This window comes from Sphingobium sp. CECT 9361, from assembly GCF_918741285.1.
Classification (GTDB): Bacteria; Pseudomonadota; Alphaproteobacteria; order Sphingomonadales; family Sphingomonadaceae; genus Sphingobium.
Genome location: NZ_CAKKNC010000007.1, coordinates 163,901 through 185,195, shown reverse-complemented (window position 1 = coordinate 185,195; position 21,295 = coordinate 163,901). Strand labels below are relative to the sequence as shown.

Annotated in this window: 17 protein-coding genes and 1 tRNA gene; 14 read left to right on the top strand and 4 right to left on the bottom strand. The window is 60.0% G+C overall.

Annotation, left to right across the window (positions count from 1 at the left end):
- Positions 1-72 precede the first annotated feature (72 nt).
- From LQ220_RS12350 to LQ220_RS12325, 6 genes are all read left to right on the top strand, one after another.
- The gene (locus LQ220_RS12350; protein WP_230188586.1) at positions 73-1,176 is read left to right on the top strand and encodes an AI-2E family transporter; all 1,104 of its coding nucleotides are present in this window, start codon (positions 73-75) and stop codon (positions 1,174-1,176) included.
- 163 nt (positions 1,177-1,339) lie between these two features.
- Entirely contained in the window at positions 1,340-3,454 is a 2,115-nt protein-coding gene (locus tag LQ220_RS12345) for a BamA/TamA family outer membrane protein (RefSeq protein WP_230188585.1), read from the top strand.
- Positions 3,454-7,650, top strand: coding sequence for a translocation/assembly module TamB domain-containing protein (locus tag LQ220_RS12340; protein WP_230188584.1), 4,197 nt, complete (start codon positions 3,454-3,456; stop codon positions 7,648-7,650). Before LQ220_RS12345 ends, LQ220_RS12340 begins: the two co-directional genes overlap by 1 nt.
- 87 nt (positions 7,651-7,737) lie before the next feature.
- Positions 7,738-8,028 (top strand): hypothetical protein, encoded by a 291-nt coding sequence (locus LQ220_RS12335; protein WP_230188583.1) that lies wholly within the window; start codon positions 7,738-7,740, stop codon positions 8,026-8,028.
- Positions 8,025-8,993 (top strand): YihY/virulence factor BrkB family protein, encoded by a 969-nt coding sequence (locus LQ220_RS12330; RefSeq protein ID WP_230188582.1) that lies wholly within the window; start codon positions 8,025-8,027, stop codon positions 8,991-8,993. The genes LQ220_RS12335 and LQ220_RS12330 overlap by 4 nt, the downstream gene beginning before the upstream one ends.
- Positions 8,994-9,099: 106 nt before the next feature.
- On the top strand, positions 9,100-10,140 hold the full coding sequence (locus tag LQ220_RS12325) for a rod shape-determining protein (RefSeq protein ID WP_281820797.1): 1,041 nt from the start codon (positions 9,100-9,102) through the stop codon (positions 10,138-10,140).
- A 4-nt stretch (positions 10,141-10,144) separates the two neighbouring features.
- Here the strand turns inward: LQ220_RS12325 and LQ220_RS12320 are convergent, their stop codons facing one another.
- Positions 10,145-10,912, bottom strand: a complete 768-nt coding sequence (locus tag LQ220_RS12320) for an N-formylglutamate amidohydrolase (RefSeq protein WP_230188581.1) — start codon at positions 10,910-10,912, stop codon at positions 10,145-10,147.
- Between the two features lie 14 nt (positions 10,913-10,926).
- On the opposite strand from LQ220_RS12320, the gene LQ220_RS12315 reads away from it, so the two are divergent.
- Entirely contained in the window at positions 10,927-11,856 is a 930-nt protein-coding gene (locus tag LQ220_RS12315) for a transglutaminase family protein (protein WP_230188580.1), read from the top strand.
- Between the two features lie 14 nt (positions 11,857-11,870).
- Positions 11,871-12,686, top strand: coding sequence for a transglutaminase family protein (locus LQ220_RS12310; protein WP_230188579.1), 816 nt, complete (start codon positions 11,871-11,873; stop codon positions 12,684-12,686).
- Positions 12,687-12,857: 171 nt separating this feature from the next.
- Here the strand turns inward: LQ220_RS12310 and LQ220_RS12305 are convergent, their stop codons facing one another.
- Positions 12,858-14,081: a cation:proton antiporter gene (locus LQ220_RS12305; RefSeq protein WP_230188578.1), complete on the bottom strand. Its 1,224-nt coding sequence runs from the start codon at positions 14,079-14,081 to the stop codon at positions 12,858-12,860.
- 234 nt (positions 14,082-14,315) lie between these two features.
- On the opposite strand from LQ220_RS12305, the gene LQ220_RS12300 reads away from it, so the two are divergent.
- Positions 14,316-16,091 carry an SLC13 family permease gene (locus LQ220_RS12300; RefSeq protein ID WP_230188577.1) on the top strand — a complete coding sequence of 592 codons (1,776 nt, stop codon included), beginning with the start codon at positions 14,316-14,318 and terminating at the stop codon, positions 16,089-16,091.
- A gap of 20 nt (positions 16,092-16,111) precedes the next feature.
- Here LQ220_RS12300 and LQ220_RS12295 read toward each other — a convergent pair.
- Positions 16,112-16,185, bottom strand: a tRNA-Gly gene (locus tag LQ220_RS12295).
- 117 nt (positions 16,186-16,302) lie between these two features.
- Positions 16,303-17,943, bottom strand: a complete 1,641-nt coding sequence (locus LQ220_RS12290; protein WP_230188576.1) for an alkaline phosphatase D family protein — start codon at positions 17,941-17,943, stop codon at positions 16,303-16,305.
- A gap of 186 nt (positions 17,944-18,129) precedes the next feature.
- On the opposite strand from LQ220_RS12290, the gene LQ220_RS12285 reads away from it, so the two are divergent.
- From LQ220_RS12285 to LQ220_RS12265, 5 genes are all read left to right on the top strand, one after another.
- Entirely contained in the window at positions 18,130-18,516 is a 387-nt protein-coding gene (locus LQ220_RS12285; RefSeq protein WP_230188575.1) for a RidA family protein, read from the top strand.
- A gap of 19 nt (positions 18,517-18,535) precedes the next feature.
- Positions 18,536-18,883: an ArsC family reductase gene (locus LQ220_RS12280; RefSeq protein WP_230188574.1), complete on the top strand. Its 348-nt coding sequence runs from the start codon at positions 18,536-18,538 to the stop codon at positions 18,881-18,883.
- A gap of 79 nt (positions 18,884-18,962) precedes the next feature.
- Positions 18,963-19,949: a glycerophosphodiester phosphodiesterase gene (locus LQ220_RS12275; RefSeq protein WP_230188629.1), complete on the top strand. Its 987-nt coding sequence runs from the start codon at positions 18,963-18,965 to the stop codon at positions 19,947-19,949.
- 66 nt (positions 19,950-20,015) lie between these two features.
- Positions 20,016-20,438, top strand: a complete 423-nt coding sequence (locus tag LQ220_RS12270) for an Rrf2 family transcriptional regulator (RefSeq protein ID WP_230188573.1) — start codon at positions 20,016-20,018, stop codon at positions 20,436-20,438.
- A gap of 116 nt (positions 20,439-20,554) precedes the next feature.
- Positions 20,555-21,250 carry an alpha/beta hydrolase gene (locus LQ220_RS12265; RefSeq protein ID WP_230188572.1) on the top strand — a complete coding sequence of 232 codons (696 nt, stop codon included), beginning with the start codon at positions 20,555-20,557 and terminating at the stop codon, positions 21,248-21,250.
- The last annotated feature ends 45 nt before the right edge of the window (positions 21,251-21,295 follow it).

Sequence of the window (21,295 nt, the reverse complement as noted above, 5' to 3'; positions counted from 1 at the left end):
ATCCCGGTCATGGGGGTTTAGCATTCCCGTCTGCCGCCGTGGCAATACCCCGATCTTTTGAAAGCGACCGAGATGCCTATTGCCAGACAGCGCGTGGAAAATGGCGGTTTCGTGCTGTTCCTTGCCCTCGCTTCGCTCGGCCTTTTGTGGATCGTCACGCCATATCTCGGTGCGCTGTTTTGGGCCTTGCTTGCAGCATTGCTGTTCCAGCCGCTGTTTCAGATATTGCTGGAACGGTGGCCGGACCGACGGAATATGGCGGCGGCCCTGACCTTGTTGATCATCACTGTAGCGGTGGTCATCCCGGCATTGATCATCGCCAGTCTGGTGGTCGATCAGGCGGCAGGCGTCTATGAACAGATGCGCAGTGGACAAATCAATTTTGCATCCTATTTCCAGCAGGTACGCGATGCCCTGCCGCTCCGTCTACGGCGCATGCTGGATACCTCCGGCTTTGGCAGCTTCGAAATGGCGCAGGCCCGGATCTCTCAGGCAGTCAGCAACAGCGTCAGTATGATTGCGCGTCAGGCGCTGTCAATCGGGGCCAATGCGGCCGCATTTCTGCTGGCCTTTGCGGTGGGATTGTACGTCACTTTCTTCCTGTTGCGCGATGGCGACCGGCTGGGGCCAACCATTGTTCGGGCGCTGCCGCTGAACCCCTCCATTGCCGATCGATTGGCGGAGAAATTCTGCGCCGTGGTGCGTGCCACCCTTAAAGGCTCGGGTCTTGTGGCGTTGGCGCAGGGTGCGCTTGGCGCGGTGACGTTCTGGATCGTCGGACTGCCCGCCGCGCTGCTTTGGGGCATGTTGATGGCTATCGCAGCATTGTTGCCCGCCATTGGCCCTGCGATTATCTGGGCGCCGGTGGCGGTCTATCTGTTCGCGACCGGCGCGATATGGCAGGCCGTCGTCGTCATCGCGTCAGGCGTGGTGGTGATCGGCCTGGCCGACAATCTCCTGCGACCCATGCTGGTTGGGCGCGATGCTGGTATTCCAGACTGGCTGGTGTTGGTGACCACATTGGGCGGGATCGAGATCGCCGGTCTTACCGGGATCGTCGTCGGGCCAATGGCCGGCGCTTTGTTCGTCACAGGATGGCAGATCATGACGGAGCAGCGCGCGCGCAAGCAGGAGGCCTTGGCCGATCCTGTCCCCGGGACATCCGCAATCCCCTGATCTCGTTTTCCAAAATTCAAGCCAATTCAAATATTTGACCCTTCGGTTCCTTGATGGCGGAACAATCCCGCTATCAAGGCGTCTCTTGTCGAGTGTTGTTGCCGCATTGCCATTGGGATCGCTACCCGATGCATTGCATCGGCAAGGGGGTTCGACGGAAATTATGCGGGTTAAGACTGCCGTTAAAGGGCTTTATATTGCTTCGGCGGTTTGCACTTTCCCTCATGCGATAAGCGCACAGGTTTCGCAGCAGGCACCTGCAGCAACCGCACCCGCGAGCGAAACGCCGCCTGACATTATAGACGACAAGAGTTTCGAGGCGCAGCTTCCTCAGGTCGATGAAGATCCCAACGCGCCGCTGACGTCCATCGAAACCTTCATGGATCAGTCCGCGCCTGCCGAACGCGCTACAGAACTTCCTCCCGTAACACCCACGCCGGTCGATACCGAACTGGCTCAACCGCTCGCCCCGCTCGAAGGGTTCGATGTCGTACCAGTGACTGTTGCGGCGGATGCGGCCACCGACACGCCGTCTTCCGTGCGCTATAGCGTCGCGGTTGAAGGGTTCGAAAATACCGGGCTGGCGGATGAGTTCAAAGCGCTTTCGGCGCTGGAAGATGGCAATGGAAAAGCCGACACTGCAGCGATGGTGCAGGCGCGTGCGCGGGAGGATGAGGCGCTTGCTCTACGGCTGCTGCGCTCGGCGGGCTATTATGATGGCACGGCACTTAGCTCCCTGGAGCAGTCGGCCTCTGCGGATGGTGGGCCAGCAAACCGGGCCTTGAAAGCCGTCGTTACCGTGGTGCCCGGCAAACAATATACGCTCGGCGAAATCGTCATTACGGCGCAGCCCACGACGCCGCCCAACCTGATTCGTGACAACCTGCCGCTCAAGACCGGCGATCCGATTGAGACAGTGCGGGTGGAAGCGGCTGAGGCGAATGTCAGCCTGACCCTGCCGCAAAATGGCTATCCCTTCGTCAAGCTGGGCGAGCGCGACATCGTGCTCGATGGCGTGACGCTGACGGGTGACTATACCTTGCCCGTCGATACCGGCCCGCGCAGCACCTTCCGCACGATCACCACCAGCGGCAAGCAAGCCTTCGACGCGGAGCATATCGGCGTCATCGCGCGGTTCGACCAGGGCGACCTCTATGACAGCCGCAAGGTCGACGATCTGCGCCGCGCCTTGGTCGCCACCAGCCTGTTCTCCAGCGTATCGGTCGAACCGGTGCGCACCGGGCAGATCGCGCCAGACGGCACCGAATATGTCGATATGCAGGTGGAGCAAGACGCCGGACCCGCGCGGACGCTGGCGGGCGATGCAGGTTATGGCACGGGGCAGGGGTTCCGCGCGGAAGCAAGCTGGACACACCGCAACCTCTTCCCGCCCGAAGGCGCGCTAATCGGCAACGTCATCGCAGGAACGCAGGAGCAGGGCGTGTCCGGCACCTTCCGTCGGTCCAATGCAGGCAGGCGCGACCGTACGGTGCAGGCGTCTATCGGGATTAACCGGCAGGACTACGCAGCCTATGAAGCGTTCACCGCGACCGTTGCGGGCAGCATTTCGCGCGTCTCGACGCCCATCTTCCAGAAGCGGTGGACATGGTCCTATGGCTTTGAAATTCTTGCCTCAAATGAAACGACCCTTAATCTGGATACGGGGGACAGCAAGCGGCTGACCTATTTCATCGGCGCACTGCCGGGGCAATTGGGCTATGACCGATCGGACGATTTGCTCAATCCTACCAAGGGCTTCCGCGTAAACTTGCGCATTTCTCCGGAGGCCTCACTGCAAGGCGGCGTGTCGCCCTATGCGCGCGCCAGTTTGGACGTGTCGGGTTATTATCCGGTTTCCGACAGTCTGGTGATTGCCGGTCGCACGCGGGTCGGCACGATTGCCGGTGCAGCGCGCGACGACATTGCACCGTCACGGCGCCTTTACGCAGGCGGCGGCGGATCGGTGCGCGGCTTCGGCTTCCAGCAGCTCGGCCCGAAGGACGCGAACAACGATCCCATCGGCGGTCGCTCGGTCAACGAATTCGCACTGGAGGCACGCTATCGCTTCGGCAATTTCGGGATCGTGCCGTTTGTTGACGCAGGTCAAGTGTACGAAGGATCGACTCCCAGCTTTTCCAATATTCGCTTTGGCGCAGGCATCGGCGGCCGCTTCTACACCAATTTCGGGCCGTTCCGCGCCGACATAGCGATGCCGCTCAACCGGCAACCGGGTGAGTCGAAGGTCGCAATCTATATCGGCATCGGGCAGGCATTCTGATGGCGGAAGACGACACCAGCGTGGCCGCCCCGCAGCCTGAAAAGCGCCGGTTTCCGGTTCGTAAAGTTGCGCTGGGCATTGGCGCAGTCCTGATCGGACTGGTTTTGCTCATCGGCTTATTGCTGCTTGGGCTGAACACGTCACCGGGTAAACGCTTTCTCGTCAGCCAGATTCAGGCGCTGAAGCTGGAATCCGGAATGGCCATCGACATGGGCCGAATCGACGGGTCCATCTATGGCGACATGGTCATTCACGACCTTATCCTGCGCGATACCAAGGGCGTGTTCGCTGTCAGCCCGGAAGTCCGCGTGGCGTGGAGCCCCTTCCAGTATCTGCGTAGCCACATCGATGTGCGCAGCGTGACTTCGCCGCTGATCGTTGTCGCGCGGACGCCGGTGTTCAATGAGACGCCGACCGATCCCAACGCGCCGCTGCTGCCCGATCTCGACATCGACATCGATCGGCTGAAGATCGACAAGCTGATCCTTGCCCGCGGTGTCGCGGGTGCACGGCGCATCGCCTCTATCGACGGCGCGACGCACATCGCCGATGGCCGTGCACAGATCACCGCAGACGCGCGCGCCGACAGTGGCGACCGTCTCCGCGCGTCACTGGACGCAGTGCCGAGCGAAAACAGACTGTCGATGGCGGGAACGCTCAATGCCCCCGCAGGCGGTCTGGTCGCCAGCATGGCGGGCCTCACCGAAGCTTTGACCGTACGACTGGACGGCAAAGGAAGCTGGCAAGCATGGAAGGGGCAATTGCTCGCCACCTCACGCAAGGGCAACATAGCAAATATTGCTCTGGACGCCCGCAACGGGACGTTCGCCGCCAAGGGGCCGTTGCAGCCCGGCCTCATCATGGAAGGGCCAGTACAGCGGCTAACGTCCCCTGCGCTCGCCCTCGACATGACCGCGACGCTGGCCGAACGGCGCGTCACGCTTCGTGCTGCCATGCAGTCGAGCGCGCTGCGGGCAACGGCCAATGGTCTGATTGACCTAGCCAGCAGTCGCTTCGGCGCGTTGAAGATCGACGCGCAGTTGCTAACTCCCGGCGCGATCATGGAGAATGTACGCGGACGCGACGTGCGCGCATCGGTAACGCTGGACGGACCGTTCGCCACGCCGTTTATGGATTACGACCTGACAGCAGCGCAGATCGCTTTCGACGCAACCGGGATCGAAGGATTGCGGGCATCGGGCCGCGCGGTCATCGACGCCGACCGTATCCGCATTCCCGTGAATGCTCAGGCGCGTCGCGTAACGGGCCTGAATGCAGCCGCCGGTGGTTTGCTTCAGAACCTGCGCGTGAAGGGCGACTTCGCTTATGCCTCTGGCAAGCTCATCAGCGACAATCTGAAGATCGACAGCGACAAGGTCGATGCGACCGCCATCGGGATCGCGGACTTGCCCAATGGGCTGTATCGCGGTGCGCTGAAAGGGCGCGTCAACGATTACCGTATCGATGGCGTGGGCATCGTCAACCTGACGACCGACGTAAAGCTGGTGCCGGGTGCCAAAGGCGGCTTCGGACTGTCCGGGCGCTTCGGCGTACGCACGGCACGGTGGGAAAAGGCATCGGTCCGCGATTTCCTCGGCGGCAATGCGCTGCTCTCGGGGCGGATCGGCATGACGCCGGAGGGGGCATTCACGCTTGCCGACCTGAAGGGCGGTGCACCCAATTTCACGATCCTGTCCGGTTCAGGCCGCTATAATGCCGATGGAACATTGGCGTTCGTTGCGGCAGCCAGCTCCCGGCAATATGGTCCGCTTGCGCTCACGGTGCGCGGAACGGTTGACCGTCCGCAAGCCGTATTGCGCGCGGCGCGGCCCAATGTCGGCGTGCAACTCACGGACGTTGTGGCAAAGCTGAATGGCGAGGCGGCAGGCTATCGGCTGGAAGCGACCGGCGGCTCCCCTTATGGGCCTTTCTTCGCCAATGTCCTTATCCGCACGGCGCGCGGTCCGCTCACCATCGATATCACGCGCGGACGGTTTGCAGGTGTCGACTTTTCCGGCACACTGCAACAGGCCGCCGCCGGACCGTTTATGGGGCAATTGCGCCTGAACGGGTCCGGCATTGCCGGAACCGTACAACTCGCCAACGCCAGCGGAACGCAAAGCGTCGATGTGAAGGCCACTGCCAGCAATGCGAAATTGCCGGGCGATCTTAATATTGTCATCGGGCGCGCCATCGTGAACGCCTCGATCCTGCTGTACGATACGCCACAGATGGTGGCCGACGTCCAACTGGCGAACACTGCCTATGGCGATTATGTCGTCCGTCAGGCGCGCGGTAAGGTGAACTACCGCGGCGGTCGCGGCACGGCACAACTGGTCGCATCGGGCAGCAGTGGCGTACCCTTCACGCTCGCGATGAACGCTGCGCTCCGTCCCAATCTTTACGCGGTGGCCCTGAAAGGCACGGCGGATCGTATCGCCTTCCGGTTGGTCAAACCTGCCATTATTCGCGGCGAGACAGGCGGCTATCGTCTGGAGCCGACAACGCTGGTGCTACCGCAGGGCAATGTCGATATGGCGGGCCGCTTTGGCGACCGGACGAGCCTGCAGGCACGGATGAAGGATTTCGACCTCGCCATCGCCAACATCTTCGCGCCGGGGCTCGGGATCGGCGGCAAGGCGACCGGCACGCTGGACTTTGCACAGACGGGCAACGCCTTCCCCACCGCAACGACGCAACTCGCGATCAGCAACTTCACCCGTTCCAGCCTGACCGCTGTTTCGGAGCCTGTAGCGATCAGCGTGCAGGGCAAGCTGTTGCCGAGCGGCGCGGATGTCCGCGCACTCATTCGCCGCAATGGCACGGCGCTCGGTCGCGTGGTGCTGACGATGCAACCTCCCTCCGGTTCGAGGAGCTGGATGGAGCGGCTTATGGCGGCACCTTTGAGTGGCGGCATTCGCTACAATGGGCCAGCCGACGTGCTGTTCTCTCTGGCGGGACAGGCGGATCAACAACTGACCGGCGGCATCGCCGTGGCGGCAGACTTCAGCGGCCGGGCAGACAATCCGCGCTTTAACGGCCTCGTTCGCGCCAATGCGCTGACCTATGAAAACGAAACCTTCGGCACGCAGGTCACGAACATGCGCCTTGATGGGCGGTTCACCAACGACCGGCTGGAAATCCGCCAATTCAGCGGACGGGCCGGCGAAGGCACGGTTCAGGCGAGCGGCACGGTAAGCCTGTCGTCAGCAAACGGCTTCCCCATGAATATCAAAATCCTCTTGGACCGCGCACGACTGGCGCGTAGCGATGCCTTGGGCACGGTGGTCAGCGGCAATCTGGCAGTGACGAACAGTGCCGCGGACGGCGCGCTGGTCGCAGGCGAACTGACGTTGCCCGAATTGCGCTATCAAATCATCCGGCAGGGCGGCGCAGAAGTGCGGGAACTCAAGGGCGTCCGTCGCAAGGGCGAAGCGTTGCCTGTGCCGGGAGCGCGGCCGCAGACCGCCTCCGCGCCCAGCCTGTTCAAGCTTAACATCCGCGTGCGGGCGGATAATCAGATATTCGTGACCGGCATGGGCCTGGAATCCGAATGGGAAACCGATCTGCGCATCACGGGTACGACGGCTGCACCGCGTGTTACCGGGTCGCTGGATGTTATCCGCGGCACCTACAGCTTTTCGGGCAAGCGCTTCGAACTCGATCGCGGCCGGATCACCTTCAACAGCAATGATCTGATGAACCCCACCATTAACATTTCAGCCAGCACCACTGTAGAGAACGTCAACGCGATCCTGAATGTCACCGGGACCGCACAAAACCCGCAGATCGGGTTCACCTCGACACCCAGCCTGCCGCAGGACGAAGTGCTTTCGCGCATCCTGTTCGGCAGCAATGTCGCCAACCTGTCTCCAACACAGGCGATCCAGTTGGCCGCCGCGCTCAACGGTTTGCGCGGCAGCGGCGGCGGGCTCAATCCGCTCGGCAAGTTGCAAGGCGCCTCTGGTATCGACCGGTTGCGGATATTGGGCGCGGACAAGGCCAGTGGGCGCGGCACTTCGCTGGCCGCCGGGCAGTATCTGACCAACAATGTCTATGTGGAGATCATCACCGATGCGCGCGGCTTTGCCTCCACGCAGCTGGAAGTGGCATTGTCGAAGGCGCTCAGCGTCTTGTCTCAGACGGGCGGCGCGGTCGGCACTTCGGTCAATGTGCGCTATTCGAAGGACTATTGATTTCGCGCAGTCAGTTTAATCCCTTCTGGCCGGAACCGCTTCCCCTGTTGCCGCATTAATCATGCAACGGAAACAGGGGTTTGACACATGGGAACGATTACCAAATTGGCAGCGACCGTCGTCGGTGCGCGCGTAGCGGGTGCCTCAAATAAGTACGGCCTGATCGGTGTTGCCGCCGGTGCGCTTGCCGCCCGCGCCGTCGTGCGCTGGCCGCTCACTGCCATGATGGTTGGTGGGGCCTATGCGGCCAAGAAGATGCTTGCGAAGAAAGAGGAAATCGACGTCAAGGGGCCGCGCACGACGGCGATCTCTGATGGGTTGGTTGAGCCCGGCTCGAAGCCCGTGACCGAACCCAGCCGCATCCCCGATCAGGCGTGAGTGGAGGGACGGGCGTTGCCGCCCGGTCGCCCCGCGAACTGCCGCGCGCTGCATGGCGCGCGATACTGGGCCGTGTCTGGGTCAATAACGGCGAACATAACCTTAGCCTGATGTCGGCGGGCGTAGCATTCTACGCCTTCCTTTCGTTCGTGCCACTCTTGGGCGCATTGGTCATGAGCTACGGGCTGATTGCCGATCCGGCAACGGTCGGTCAGCATATGAAAATGATCATCGACCTCGTTCCCGCCGATGCTGCGCGCCTCATATATGAGCAGTTGATTAACCTGACCACGGCGGCTGCGAGCCAGAAAGGCCTCGGCCTGCTGACTGCTCTGCTTGTATCGATATACGGTGCAACGCGGGCATCGGGCGCGCTCATTACGGCTCTTAATGTGATCTACGAAGAGCGTGATCGCCGGGGAATCATCCGTGGTACGGCGACGTCGGCAATGCTGATTGTCGGCGCAGTCATGATCGGGATCGTCGGCGTCATCGCGGCCACAATGATGGGCTATGCCCGCGATCTCCTGATCGGAACGGGGCCGATAGGCGTGCTGGTCGTCAAGCTGTTGACCTGGCTCGCCGCCGGAACGCTATGTTGTTTTACCATAGGTTCCATGTATCGCTTCGCGCCGGATCGTTCGGATGCGCGATGGGAATGGCTGAGCGTCGGCTCAGTTGTCGCCACGATCCTGTGGTTGGTGGCGACTTTGGGCTTCGGCATATATGCCTCCAGATTCGGCGATTACGATGCGACTTACGGCTCCTTGGGTGCCGTGGTCGTGTTGCTCATGTGGCTTTACGTGTCGGCTTATGCGATTTTGATCGGCGGCTTGATCAATGCCGAAACCGAACGGCAGACAGCGCATGATACCACGACGGGGCGGGAGCGTCCTTTGGGCCAAAGAGGCGCGGTGATGGCGGATATGAGCGCCGCCCTTTCCCAGACAGCCAAGCCAGACTGACCCGTTATCGGCACGTCCACGCTCAGAATCTCCATCCTGACTGTGTAGCGCACCGGTTGGCCGCAGGCGGGTTGCTCTGAAGCGCTTCGCGCTCTTGGTCCGCCGCATGAAGATGCCGCGCTTATTTAACTCGGTCGCCCACGACATGGCGATCGATCTGGGTACTGTGAATACCGTCGTGTATGTCCGTGAAAAAGGGATCGTTCTTAACGAACCGTCGGTCATCGCTATCGAAACCCGCAATGGCCTGCGCCGCGTAAAGGCGGTGGGGGACGAAGCCAAGCTGATGATGGGCAAGACCCCCAGCGACATTCAGGCGATCCGCCCGCTCCGCGACGGCGTAATTGCGGACATCGATGTGGCCGAGCAGATGATCAAGCATTTCATGGATAAGGCGCTGGGCGGGCCCAGCCGAATGCCACGCCGTTTTGAAGTCGTGATCTGCGTCCCTTCAGGCTCTACGATGGTTGAACGGCGCGCAATCCGCGACGCTGCGTCGAACGCTGGCGCGTCTCGCGTACAATTGATTGAGGAGCCGATGGCGGCGGCAATCGGTGCGGGGCTTCCGGTAACGGAGCCGATCGGCGCGATGGTGGTGGACATCGGCGGTGGGACAACCGAAGTCGCGGTGCTGTCGCTGCGCGGCATTGCTTATGCCAATTCCGTCCGCGTTGGCGGTGACAAGATGGACGATGCGATCTCATCCTACATCCGTCGCAAGCATAACCTTATGATTGGCGAAGTCACGGCGGAGCGGGTCAAGCATATGATCGGCTCTGCAGTCATGCCGGACGGGGAAGGGAATCTCCTGCGCGTCAAGGGCCGCGATCTGGTCAATGGCCGCCCCTCCGAATTGCAGGCAACAGAGGCCGAAATTTACGAAGCACTGGCCGAACCGGTGGCGCAGATCATCAGTGCCGTCATGTCGGCGCTGGAACAGACCCCGCCTGAGCTTTCGGCCGACATCATCGAAGAAGGGATTACCCTGACCGGTGGTGGCGCATTGCTCGGGCATATGGACGAGGCTCTGTCAGAAGCTACGGGATTGCCGGTGAAGGTGGCGAAAGATCCCCTGATCTGCGTTGCCATGGGTGCCGGACTGGCGCTGGAAGATCCGGCCTATAACGGCGTACTTGCCGCAAACTAGGGCTTTAGAGCGCTTCCATCATCGCCTTGGATAGCGTGTCTGCCCACCGTTCCTGACCGGATGCGTTTCCTATCGCATCCTGGCGGACTTCGATTTCGACATAAGGGAGGCGGTTTGGAAAGGCGTGGCGAGGGACGGTGTAGTCGGTTTCGTCCATTGCATAAGGTACGTTATCGCCAACGATGAGGCCCGCATTCTTTCGCAAGCTTTCAAGCATCCGCAGCGCAAAATGCGACTGTCCCGTCCAGTGCAATATCCCGACGTCCCACGGTCGCGCTATGCCGTTCATGACTGGGGTGAAGCTATGCAGCGATATAAGCACTGTTGCTTGCCCATCGGCAGATCGCTGAGAGATGACGTTTCCAATGGCGTCATGATAGGGCTTGTGGATTGCGTCGATGCGCGCTTTCCGCGCTGTCGTATCCAGACCTTCATTGCCGGGTATTCCGGTGCCGTCCGATACAGTCGGCATCGCGTCGGCATGGTCAGGATCGCGATTGCAATCGATCACCAGCCGAGAATAGACTTGATGCAGAAAGGGCGCGTCCAGCAGTCGGGCGAGCGCATGGCCCAGACCGAATACGCCGATGTCCAGCGCAATGTGCCGCTGTCGATCCGCAGCGCTCACCCCCAGATCGCCAAGTCCCGATGGGATCGCCGACCCGGCATGATCGCCTATCAGGAGGAACGGGGAGCGACCTGCCGCGTTGAACAATCCAAATGGTGCTGTATCGTCAGGACTTAACAGCTCATTTGCCGTGTGCGCGGCCATCAGGATTTGCCCCAATGCCGTTGCTTACTATCCGCCATGTCACCACTTATCGTTACAAGCAGCCGGTGTCTTTGGGTGAACATCGCATCATGATGCGCCCGCGTGAGGCATTTGACCAGCGCCTGCTGTCCGCGCGTCTCGACATCGATCCACAACCCAGCGAACTGCGTTGGCAGCATGATGTGTTCGGCAATTCGGTGGCGATTGCGCTGTTCAACCGGAATGCGTCGCACCTGATCGTGAAAAGTGAAGCCACCCTTGAACATGCGCCGCTCGGTCAGACGCAGGTCGATGTAGAGCCCTATGCGCGGCTGTTTCCCTTCACCTATTCCTCAGAAGACATGCCCGATCTGTTGCGTTCGATAGAGCGGCAACATCCCGATCCGGAACGCATCCTGGATAATTGGGCGCGGGCTTTTGTCAGCAATACCGGAAACACCGGCACAGTTGCCCTGCTGACCCAGATCGCGACCAGCATTCAGCGTGACTTCACTTATGTCCCTCGACATGAAAAGGGGACACAAACCCCGATTGAAACGCTGAAAAAGCGCCAGGGCACCTGTCGCGACTTTGCGGTTCTAATGATCGAAGCGGTACGCGCACTGGGTTTTGCGGCGCGGGTCGTGTCGGGTTATGTCTATAATCCGTCCCGTACCGAAGGAATGGTCGGCGGCGGTAACACCCATGCGTGGGTCCGCATTTTTCTGCCCGGATCGGGATGGGTCGAGTTCGATCCGACCAACGGCATCATCGGCAATCGCGGCCTCATCCGTGTGGCGATTGCCCGCGATCTGTATCAGGCGCTGCCTTTGTCGGGCACATGGTTCGGCTTGCCTGCCAGCTTCATTGGCATGGACGTCAAGATCGACGTGCAATCCGCCGACCCTCATCAATTCCCCGCGACCGCTCATGGTGCCATCAACAGCCGACTTATCGGCGCATAAGGAAAGTCATATCGATGCTGATACGCTGCGGATATACCATTAGCTTCGCCACCGAAATGAAGACTGCGATGATGGCCCTGTTGAGCGTACATCCTTCGCGCCATCAGGATCTGCGGACACCACAGCGGCTCATGGCCGACCCGGATATCCCACTCTATCACTATGAAGACAGCTTCGGGAACGTCGCCACGCGCCTTACGATCCCGCCTGGCGGAGTGACGTTGTCATGCGACTTCGTGATCGAGGATAGCGGAGAGCCGGATGTACGGGCACCCGACGGTCCCAAAACGCCCGTCGAAGATTTGCCCGATGCAGTGATGCCCTTCTTGCTGGGCAGCCGCTATTGCGAGACGGATCGACTTATGGATGTCGCCTGGGCGAACTTCGCGCACTATGCTTCGGCGCGCGACCGGGTCGATGCTATCGTGGACTTCGTGCATAACCATATCGAATTTGGCTATCACCACGCGCGGTCTGACAAGACAGCCTGGAACAGCTATCAGGAACGGCAAGGCGTGTGTCGGGATTTTGCGCATCTGGCCGTTACATTATGCCGCTGCATGAACATTCCGGCACGCTATTGCACCGGCTATCTGGGGGATATCGGCATCCCCCCTGTCGACGCACCGATGGATTTCAGCGCATGGTTCGATGTGTATATCGATGGCGACTGGTACACATACGATGCCCGCCACAATCAGCCGCGCATCGGGCGCATATTGATGGCACGCGGTCGCGATGCGACTGACGTAGCCTTGACCACGGCCTTTGGCCTGGCAAATCTGATACGGTTCGACGTGCATACCGATGAAGTGCAATCTATTGAATGATCCGCGGTCCAATCCGCTGCTGCCTTGGGATGGACATCGTGGCTCGCCACCCTTCGCGCAGATGTCCATCGTCCATCGACCCGATATTTCAGGCTATCATCCTGAGGTCGCTGCAGGGGAAGTGCGCGACGATTGGAATTCACGTGTCGACTTATTGTTCACGGATTACCCTTAGGCTTCTGAGGTCTTATCGGGATCTCTGCCCCGCTCGCGGTCGAGAGTGCGCATAACGGGTGTCACGGTAAGCCCGTGGAGCAGGATCGACAATGTGATGACAAGCCCAACGAGGCCCCAGAGCCTGTCTGCGCCTGCAACATCGACATGGTTTAACCCATAGGCCAGATAGTAGATCGATCCGACACCGCGAATGCCAAAAAAGGCAAGTGTAATCTTCTCGCCCAAATCCGCGCGATAGCCGATAAGACCGATCATCCCCGTAACCGGGCGAACGATCAGCAGAATGATCAATGCGACAACCGCATCCACCCATGTGACCGCCGACAGCAAGCCACTGACCAGTGCGCCGCCAAACAGCAGCAGCAAAACCATCATGGCCAACCGTTCGATTTGTTCGGTGACGTCGTGCATGTCCCGCTGAAATTTATGATCGCGATGGGCGTGCCGGAAACTTAACGCAGTTACGAAGACAGTCAGGAAGCCGTAGGCGTGACCGATCTCCGATACGCCATAGGACACGAACGTTGCCGCCAGTGCGATCAGCCCGTCCCCCGTCTTTGCTAGCTTGGTCTCGGCGGGAACATGGAAGGTAAGCCATCCGAAAAGCCGCCCGATAACCCAGCCGGTGCCGATGCCAACCGCCGTTTCCCACAGAACGCGATAGCTTAGCCATTCAGTGAACCACGGGGCCGATGTCCCCGCGACCGTTATCAGTATGATTGCCAGATGGACGACCGGGAACGCGAGGCCGTCGTTCAGTCCGGCTTCGGATGTAAGACCAAACCGAACCTTATCCTCCTCGCCGCTTTTGGGAGGGCCGACCTGTACGTCGGCGGCCAGAACGGGATCGGTCGGCGCTAGGCTGGCGGCAAGCAACAACGCCACCGCCCATGGCAGGTCCATCCCCCAAGCCGCTAGTGCAGTGATCGCAACGATGCCAAGCGGCATGGTGATGGCCAGCAATCGCCAAGTGATCGACCAGCGTCGCCAGGCAAATACACGATCGATCTTCAGGCCCGCGCCCATGAGCGCGATGATCACGACGAACTCGCTGAAGCGCTCGGCTATATCGGGATACAGGATCGGCAATGGCCGCAACGTCACCTGAGGCAGTGAGAACAACGCCGCGCCCAAGGCAATGCAGACGATCGGCAGCGACAATGGCAACCGTTTAAGAGCCAGAGGCAACCATGCCACCAGCGCTATCAGTGTGCCCATGCCGGTCATCATTAGGATATACGGCTCTGGAAGCCATGCGTCTGGAATCATCGCGCATCAACGTGCGACATTGCCAAATGGACCCGTACAGAACGCATGATGCGAACACCGAATATGATGGAGGCGGTGAAGTCGCTATTTTTCTGCACGCTTGGTGCAGTATTCGCGCTGAAGGCGTTCATGCCAAAGCATGGAAGTCCTATCATCTTCCGACTGCAATGAACATGAGGACCAATGACCCTTCCCCAATGGCTTTCCGTTGCAACACTCGCTGGCATGATGGCGCTCTTCCTTTGGGGGCGATTCCGTTATGACGTAACGGCGATCATCGCGTTGCTGGCTGCATTGTTGATCGGCGTGGTGAAACCTGCCGATGCCTTCAAAGGCTTTGCAGACGACATCGTCATCATCGTGGGGTCCGCGTTGGTGATGTCGGCTGCGGTGCAACGGTCCGGCGTGATTGAGATCGCTCTGGGATTTGTCTCACGCCGCGTCAAAAGCGTCCGGTCGCAATTGCTTGTTCTTACCGCTTCTGTCGGTGTGTCCTCTGCCCTCGTTAAGAATGTCGGCGCGCTCGCAATGCTGATGCCTGCCGCGTTCCAGATCGCCAAAAAGGGGGGCACTAATCCTTCGGTCTTTCTGATGCCCATGTCATTCGCTTCCTTGTTGGGGGGCCTGATGACGCTCGTTGGAACATCGCCCAACATCATTGTGAGCCGCGTACGCGAGGACATGACTGGCGAACCTTTCGCCATGTTCGATTATTTTCCGACCGGCTTCGGACTACTGGTGGTGGGGCTGATTTTCCTGCGCTTCGGCTATCGCCTGCTTCCTCGCGATCGCCGCGCTGCGCCGACCATGGGCGAAGCACTCAACATATCGGGATATGTGACGGAAGCATCCGTGGTGGAGGACTCCCCGGCTATTGGGGAAACCATCGCGGAATTCATCGAACGTCACGATAATGAAGTCGTGGTCACCAGCCTCCTGCGGGGGGATATGCAAGGCACCGTCCATCCCAATGTTCATTTGCGCGAAGATGATGTCCTCATTCTGTCCGGTGAACCCGACGCTCTGGAAAGGGTTATAGCGCGCGATCGTCTGGTTCTAACGGGTGAAGATACGGCTGAAGCAGAGGGGCGGGAAGCCGATGAAATCGGCGTGATCGAAGCCGTTGTGACTACCGACTCCGTGCTGATAGGTCGAACGGCTGGACGTCTCTCCCTACGCAAACGCTTTGGGATCAACTTGATTGCGGTGTCCCGCGCAGGCGAGCATCTGACCCGGAAGATCGGCCAGACCGTGTTGCAGGCCGGCGACGTGATCGTCCTTCAAGGGCCGGTCGACCTGCTCCCGGATCGCCTGCGTCAGCTTGGCGCCTTGCCGCTTGCAGCACGTGCGATGCGGCTTGGTAAATCCAAGCGCGGCTGGCTTCCCATCGCCATTCTGGCGGCGGCCATGGTCGCGACGGCCACCGGACTGGTTCCGGTGGCCGTCGCCTTCTTCGCGGCCGCAGGTCTGGTTATCATCACCGGGGCTCTACCCGTTGACGAAGCATATGAAGCGGTGGAGTGGCCCATCCTCATCATGTTGGCGGCGCTCATTCCCGTCAGCGAAAGCCTCCAGACGTCCGGCGCATCGAATGTAATTGCCACGGGATTGGCGCAGGCCGCAGCCGTGCTACCGCCTTGGGGTGCTGTGGCGTTGATTCTGGTAGCCGCGATGGCCGTAACGCCGTTTCTCAACAATGCGGCCACCGTGTTGGTCATGGCCCCCATCGCAGCGGTGTTCGCTAACGATTTGGGATACCGACCCGAAGCGTTCCTGATTGCGACAGCGATGGGAGCCGGGTGCGATTTCCTGACGCCGATAGGGCATCAGTGTAACACCCTTGTATTCGGTCCGGGCGGATACCGGTTTGGCGACTATGCCAGGCTTGGCGCGCCGCTATCGCTACTTGTGGTCATCGTCGGGACGCCACTCATCCTATGGACGTGGCCGCTGCACTGAAAAATGCCGTAGGGCAAAGTTGGAGCGGGTAGCGGGGATCGAACCCGCATCACAAGCTTGGAAGGCTAGTGCTCTACCATTGAGCTATACCCGCTTGTCGGCCTATCGACCGATGCAGGACGCCATTGCCACCAGCATGGCCGGGTCGTCAACAGGATTACGAACGAAAAATAGCCGTGCAAAGGCAAGCAGTGCCATAGCTCGCCGTTGCTTACGCCGTTTCGAGAAGCCGTTGGCCTTTACGAACGCGCATCCGGCGGGTTTCTGAAAGTGCTGTGTTGCGCGTCCTGATACCCTCCATGAAATGCCATGCGCCCGTCACATCATCGGGCGTGATTGCTATTGAGACATATCCACGGCGGCTGGTGTCACAGAAGACTAAATCTCGATTTGTGTCCTGCAGTGCCTTGGCGACATCGGCTGGCGCGATGTTCGGCACATAGGCTTCGAATCCGGGCGAGGTGACGCTGTGTCCGGCAAATTCGACGCCTGCACGCTGCATCTTTCCGCCGGTATCGGTGTCGCCCAGATTATAGCCCCACGCATTGTGGCTGTCGCCTGAAAGGACGATCATGTTCGCGTCGGCGGCCAGAGCCGCTTCGTACAGGCGCGTTCGGGCAGCGGGATAGCCGTCCCAGGCGTCGAGATTGAACGGCAGCCCGGCATGGGATGCAGCGACGCCCGCCATCGTTCTGGCACGTACATAATCGGGTGCCGTTGATGGAACCCAATTGGCCGCCTGCGCGGGGAAGCGACCGCTGCCCATTACAATTTGCTGCGCCAATATTTGCCAGCCGGTGCCTGCTTTAGTCGATGCGGCAAAGCCGTCGTACAGCCATTTTTCCTGACGCATGCCCATGACCGTGCGATCCTTGGCGCTCCACGGACCGTCACGGAATTCTGCAAGTGCCTTGGCGATGTCGCCACGCCCGGCAAGTGCCTCCGACAATTCAAGCTGCTTGTTTCGGCCAGTGATGCGCGTTTCCGGGCGGAACAGCGTTGCCAGCGTGCCGATCTGATAGGTGGAATAGGGCGCGTCCGACACGGGCATCCACTCGCGGTAAACGCGTTCTGCTATCGCCTTGCGGGTCGCCCAGTCACCTTCGCTTTCAGGCTGATGATTTTCCGCGCCATTTTCATACGCATCGTTGGCAAGTTCATGGTCGTCCCACTGCGCGATCATTGGGAACATTCGATGCAGGTCTTGCAGATCGGGATCGAGGCGATAGGAAGCATGGCGCAGGCGATAGTCAGCGAGCGTCACAATCTCATGGCTCGGCTGAATAAGACGGCCGGGCAAGGCTTCCTTGGCGGCAGGATAGGTCCCCACGGGATATTCGTAGATATAGTCGCCGCAATGCACCATCAGGTCCAGATCCTTGCGCTGCGCGGCATGGGCATAAGCGTTGAACCAGCCGAAGGGCAGGTTAGAGCATGAGAAAAGGCCGATGCCGAAGCGCGAGACATCGCCTTGCGGCAATGTCCGCGTGCGACCGATCTGGCTGATGCTGCCATCCGGTGCGATAAAGCGGTAAAAGTACCATTGCCCTGGTTGAAGGCCAGTCACCGTAAGCTTTGCGGTGTGATCGGCTTCCCCCTTGGCAATCACATCGCCGCCGCCCACGACTTTGGTAAAGCCGATGTCGCTCGCCACTTCGCAGCGTAGCTTGGTGTCATTGCCAGCCACGAATCGTGTCCACAACAGGACCGAATTGGCGGACGGTTCGCCGCTGGCGATGCCATGCGAAAAGCCCCGCGCCGCCAATATGGCCGCCGCCCCCGGAATGGAAAGCGCGCCCAGGCCAAGCACGCTGGCCTTGATAAGTAGACGGCGATCGATCGGAACTGTCATCTCGGAAATCCTCATGCATATGCTTTTCCGATGCACCGTCGCAATGACGCCCTCGCGACGCGCAGATTACGAAACGGAGACGAAATGAAGATCGCGCTGTCACACTGATCGGTGGACTGGACGGGGGTCGGAGTTGTCGGTTACGGCGCGGGGCTGTTCCATTTTTCTTTATGAAAGTGTCCTTCGATGACTCGCACACTGATTTCTTCCGGCTCTCCCTTTGAAGCGCAGGTCGGCTATTCACGCGCCGTGGTGCAGGGGGATTGGTGTTTCGTGGCCGGGACGACAGGTTACGATCCCGAAACGCGGGCGATGCCTGACGATGTTGCGGATCAGGCGCGCAATGCCTTGGCGGTCATCGGAAAAGCCCTGAGCGAAGGCGGCTTCAACTTCGGCGATGTCGTGCGCGCGACTTATTACATCAGCGACGCGGCGTATTGGGATGCGATTGGGCCAGTGCTGGGCGGCGTGTTCGGTTCTATCCGACCGGCAGCGACGTGCATCGTCTGCGGTCTGGTGAAACCGGAGATGAAGATCGAGATCCAAGTTACCGCGCTGCGCAACGCCGCTTAAGCGTGGTAGGAACAGAATCATGACGATCACGATGTATGGCATCAAGAATTGCGACACGATCAAGAAAGCCCGCACGTGGCTGGACAGCAACGGCATTGCCTTTGCGTTTCACGATTACAAGGCATCCGGGATCGACGCAGCGACCGTGCGCTGCTGGGTGGATGAGCATGGCTGGGAAGTAATCCTCAACCGGGCGGGTACGACGTATCGCGCTCTGCCCGATGCGGACAAGCAAGGCATCGATGCGGACAAGGCCGTGGCACTGATGGTCGCGAACCCCTCGATGATCAAACGCCCGGTGCTGGACCTGGGCGATCGGCGGCTCGTCGGGTTCAAGCCGGATGCTTATGCAGCGGCATTCGCATGACCGTCATGTCGACGTCATGCACATGCGATAAGCGCGCTTGATGTTGAAAACTCTGTTTGCCGCCGCGCTGCTGGCGGCTATGCCGATGGTCGCTATGGCCACCGATCCGATCATCATTGCCCACCGCGGCGCCAGTGGCGAGCGTCCCGAACACACGCTCGCAGGATATGAGCGTGCGATTGATCAGGGCGCTGACTTTATCGAGCCCGATCTGGTGCTGACCAAGGACGGCGTTCTGGTTGTGCGGCATGAGAATGAAATCGGCGGCACGACCGACGTTGCGTCCCATCCTGAATTTGCCGACCGCAAGGCGACTAAGACCATCGACGGCGAGCAGATTACGGGGTGGTTTACCGAGGACTTTACGCTCGCGGAGTTACGTACCTTGCGCGCGCGGGAACGGCTGCCGGAAGTGCGCACCGCGAACCGACGCTTTGACGGTCTGTATCAGGTGCCGACATTCGAGGAAGTGCTCAAGCTGATCGACGCGAAAAATGCCGAAACGCGGCGGCGCATCGGCGTGTATCCAGAGACCAAGCATCCCAGCTATTTCGCCTACATCGGTTTGCCGCATGAAGCGACGTTGCTCGCGCTGTTGGACCGCTACGGATATACTTCGCCCGACGATCCGGTATTCATCCAATCGTTCGAGGTGGACAACCTGAAAGCCTTGCGCGTGAAAACGCGCCTGCGTCTTGTTCAATTGGTCGATGCGCAAGGCAGTCCGGCCGACCATCCCGAAACATCCTATGCGGACATGCTGACCAGCGAAGGCATGAAGCAGATCGCGGGCTATGCCAATGCGATCGGTGCGAATGGCACGCTGATTGTTGCGCCTGACGGCCGCGATACTGGGTTCGTGGCGCGCGCGCATAATGCCGGAATTCAGGTGCATATGTGGACGTTGCGCGCAGAAAATATGTTCCTGCCGCCCGCGTTGCGACTCGGCGATGATCCTGCGGCACACGGAAATTTTGCGGCAGCGGTGCGGGCGCTGGTGGCAACAGGCGTGGATGGGTTTTTCACGGATTTTCCGGGGCTGGCCCGCGCATCTCTCGCACCCTAAAAACGAAGCTGACACTATCTCTTCCTGAACACTTGATATTCCCGGCATATCGGTGGAATGAGAGACATGCTGTCTCAAAAGACCCGTTATGCCATACGCGCTCTGCAACATCTGGCGGATCAATATGGGCAGGGACCAGTTCCGCTCACGGACATTGCCGAGACGCAGAAGATACCCGCCAAATTCCTGACGGTGATCCTGTCCGAACTGTCGCGTGAAGGGCTGGTCGATACGCAGCGCGGACGCGATGGCGGATATTGGCTGGCACTGTCGCCGATCGACATCAGCTATGGCGATATCGTTCGGTTGACGCGAGGATCGTTGGCACTGACCCCTTGTGCCAGCCGATTCGCGCACGAGACCTGCGCCAATTGCCTACCGGAATCGGAGTGCCGCTTGCATCGACTGATGTTGCGTGTCCGTGACGAGACGGCGCGCGTTCTGGATGGCATTAGCCTAGCAGAGCCTGTGCCGCTGGACGTGGAATAGCCCCACGCTACGATCCCGTTTCCGCCTGCCTAAAATTCGCCACATTTTGGCGCTGCTCTATTGTCTACTATAATAATAGAATTACCTGTTACGTGCAACAAGCAAGGAGCAGGACGATGGATCGATACGTGCGGTCGAGTTCACTGCAAGGTGGACGAACACAACAGCCCGTGGTGCTGACCGTCCCGGGCCTCAACAACAGTGGTCCGGGACATTGGCAAACCTTGTGGGAAGCGACGCGGGGTGACTGCCACCGGGTGGACCTTGGCAGTTGGGCGAGTCCCACCCGCAATAGCTGGGTAAACCGCCTGGACACGGCCATCCGGGAAACGGCACATGGATTTGGTGCGCCCATCATTCTTGCGGCACACAGTTTGGGTTGCCATGCGGTCGCTTGGTGGGGCGCGTTGCAAAGCCAGCCTTATGGGTGGCCGGTGGCAGGCGCTCTACTCGTCGCACCCCCTGATTGCGAGCGTATGGAAACGCCGGAAACCATCGGCGGATTTGCACCCGTTCCCCGCGCTGCCCTACCTTTCCCGTCAATCGTGGTGGCCAGTCGAAATGACCCCTATATTTTCTATGAGCGGGCGCACAGCATCGGCAAAAATTGGGGCAGTCAGATCGTCGACGCCGGACATAGCGGTCACATCAACGCAGAAAGCGGGTTGGGCGAATGGCGCTTTGGCCAGTCATTGCTCGACCATCTGATTGCGCTATCCGAAGATCAAAGCGCAGCATCACAATCTGCGCCGCCCAGGTTGTTCAGATCGGTATCTGGCGCAAACGGTTGCTCCCAAGGCATCCAGAGGTGAAAGGATAGTTTATCTTGCAATCCCCCGAGCATTGCTTTTTTGTCT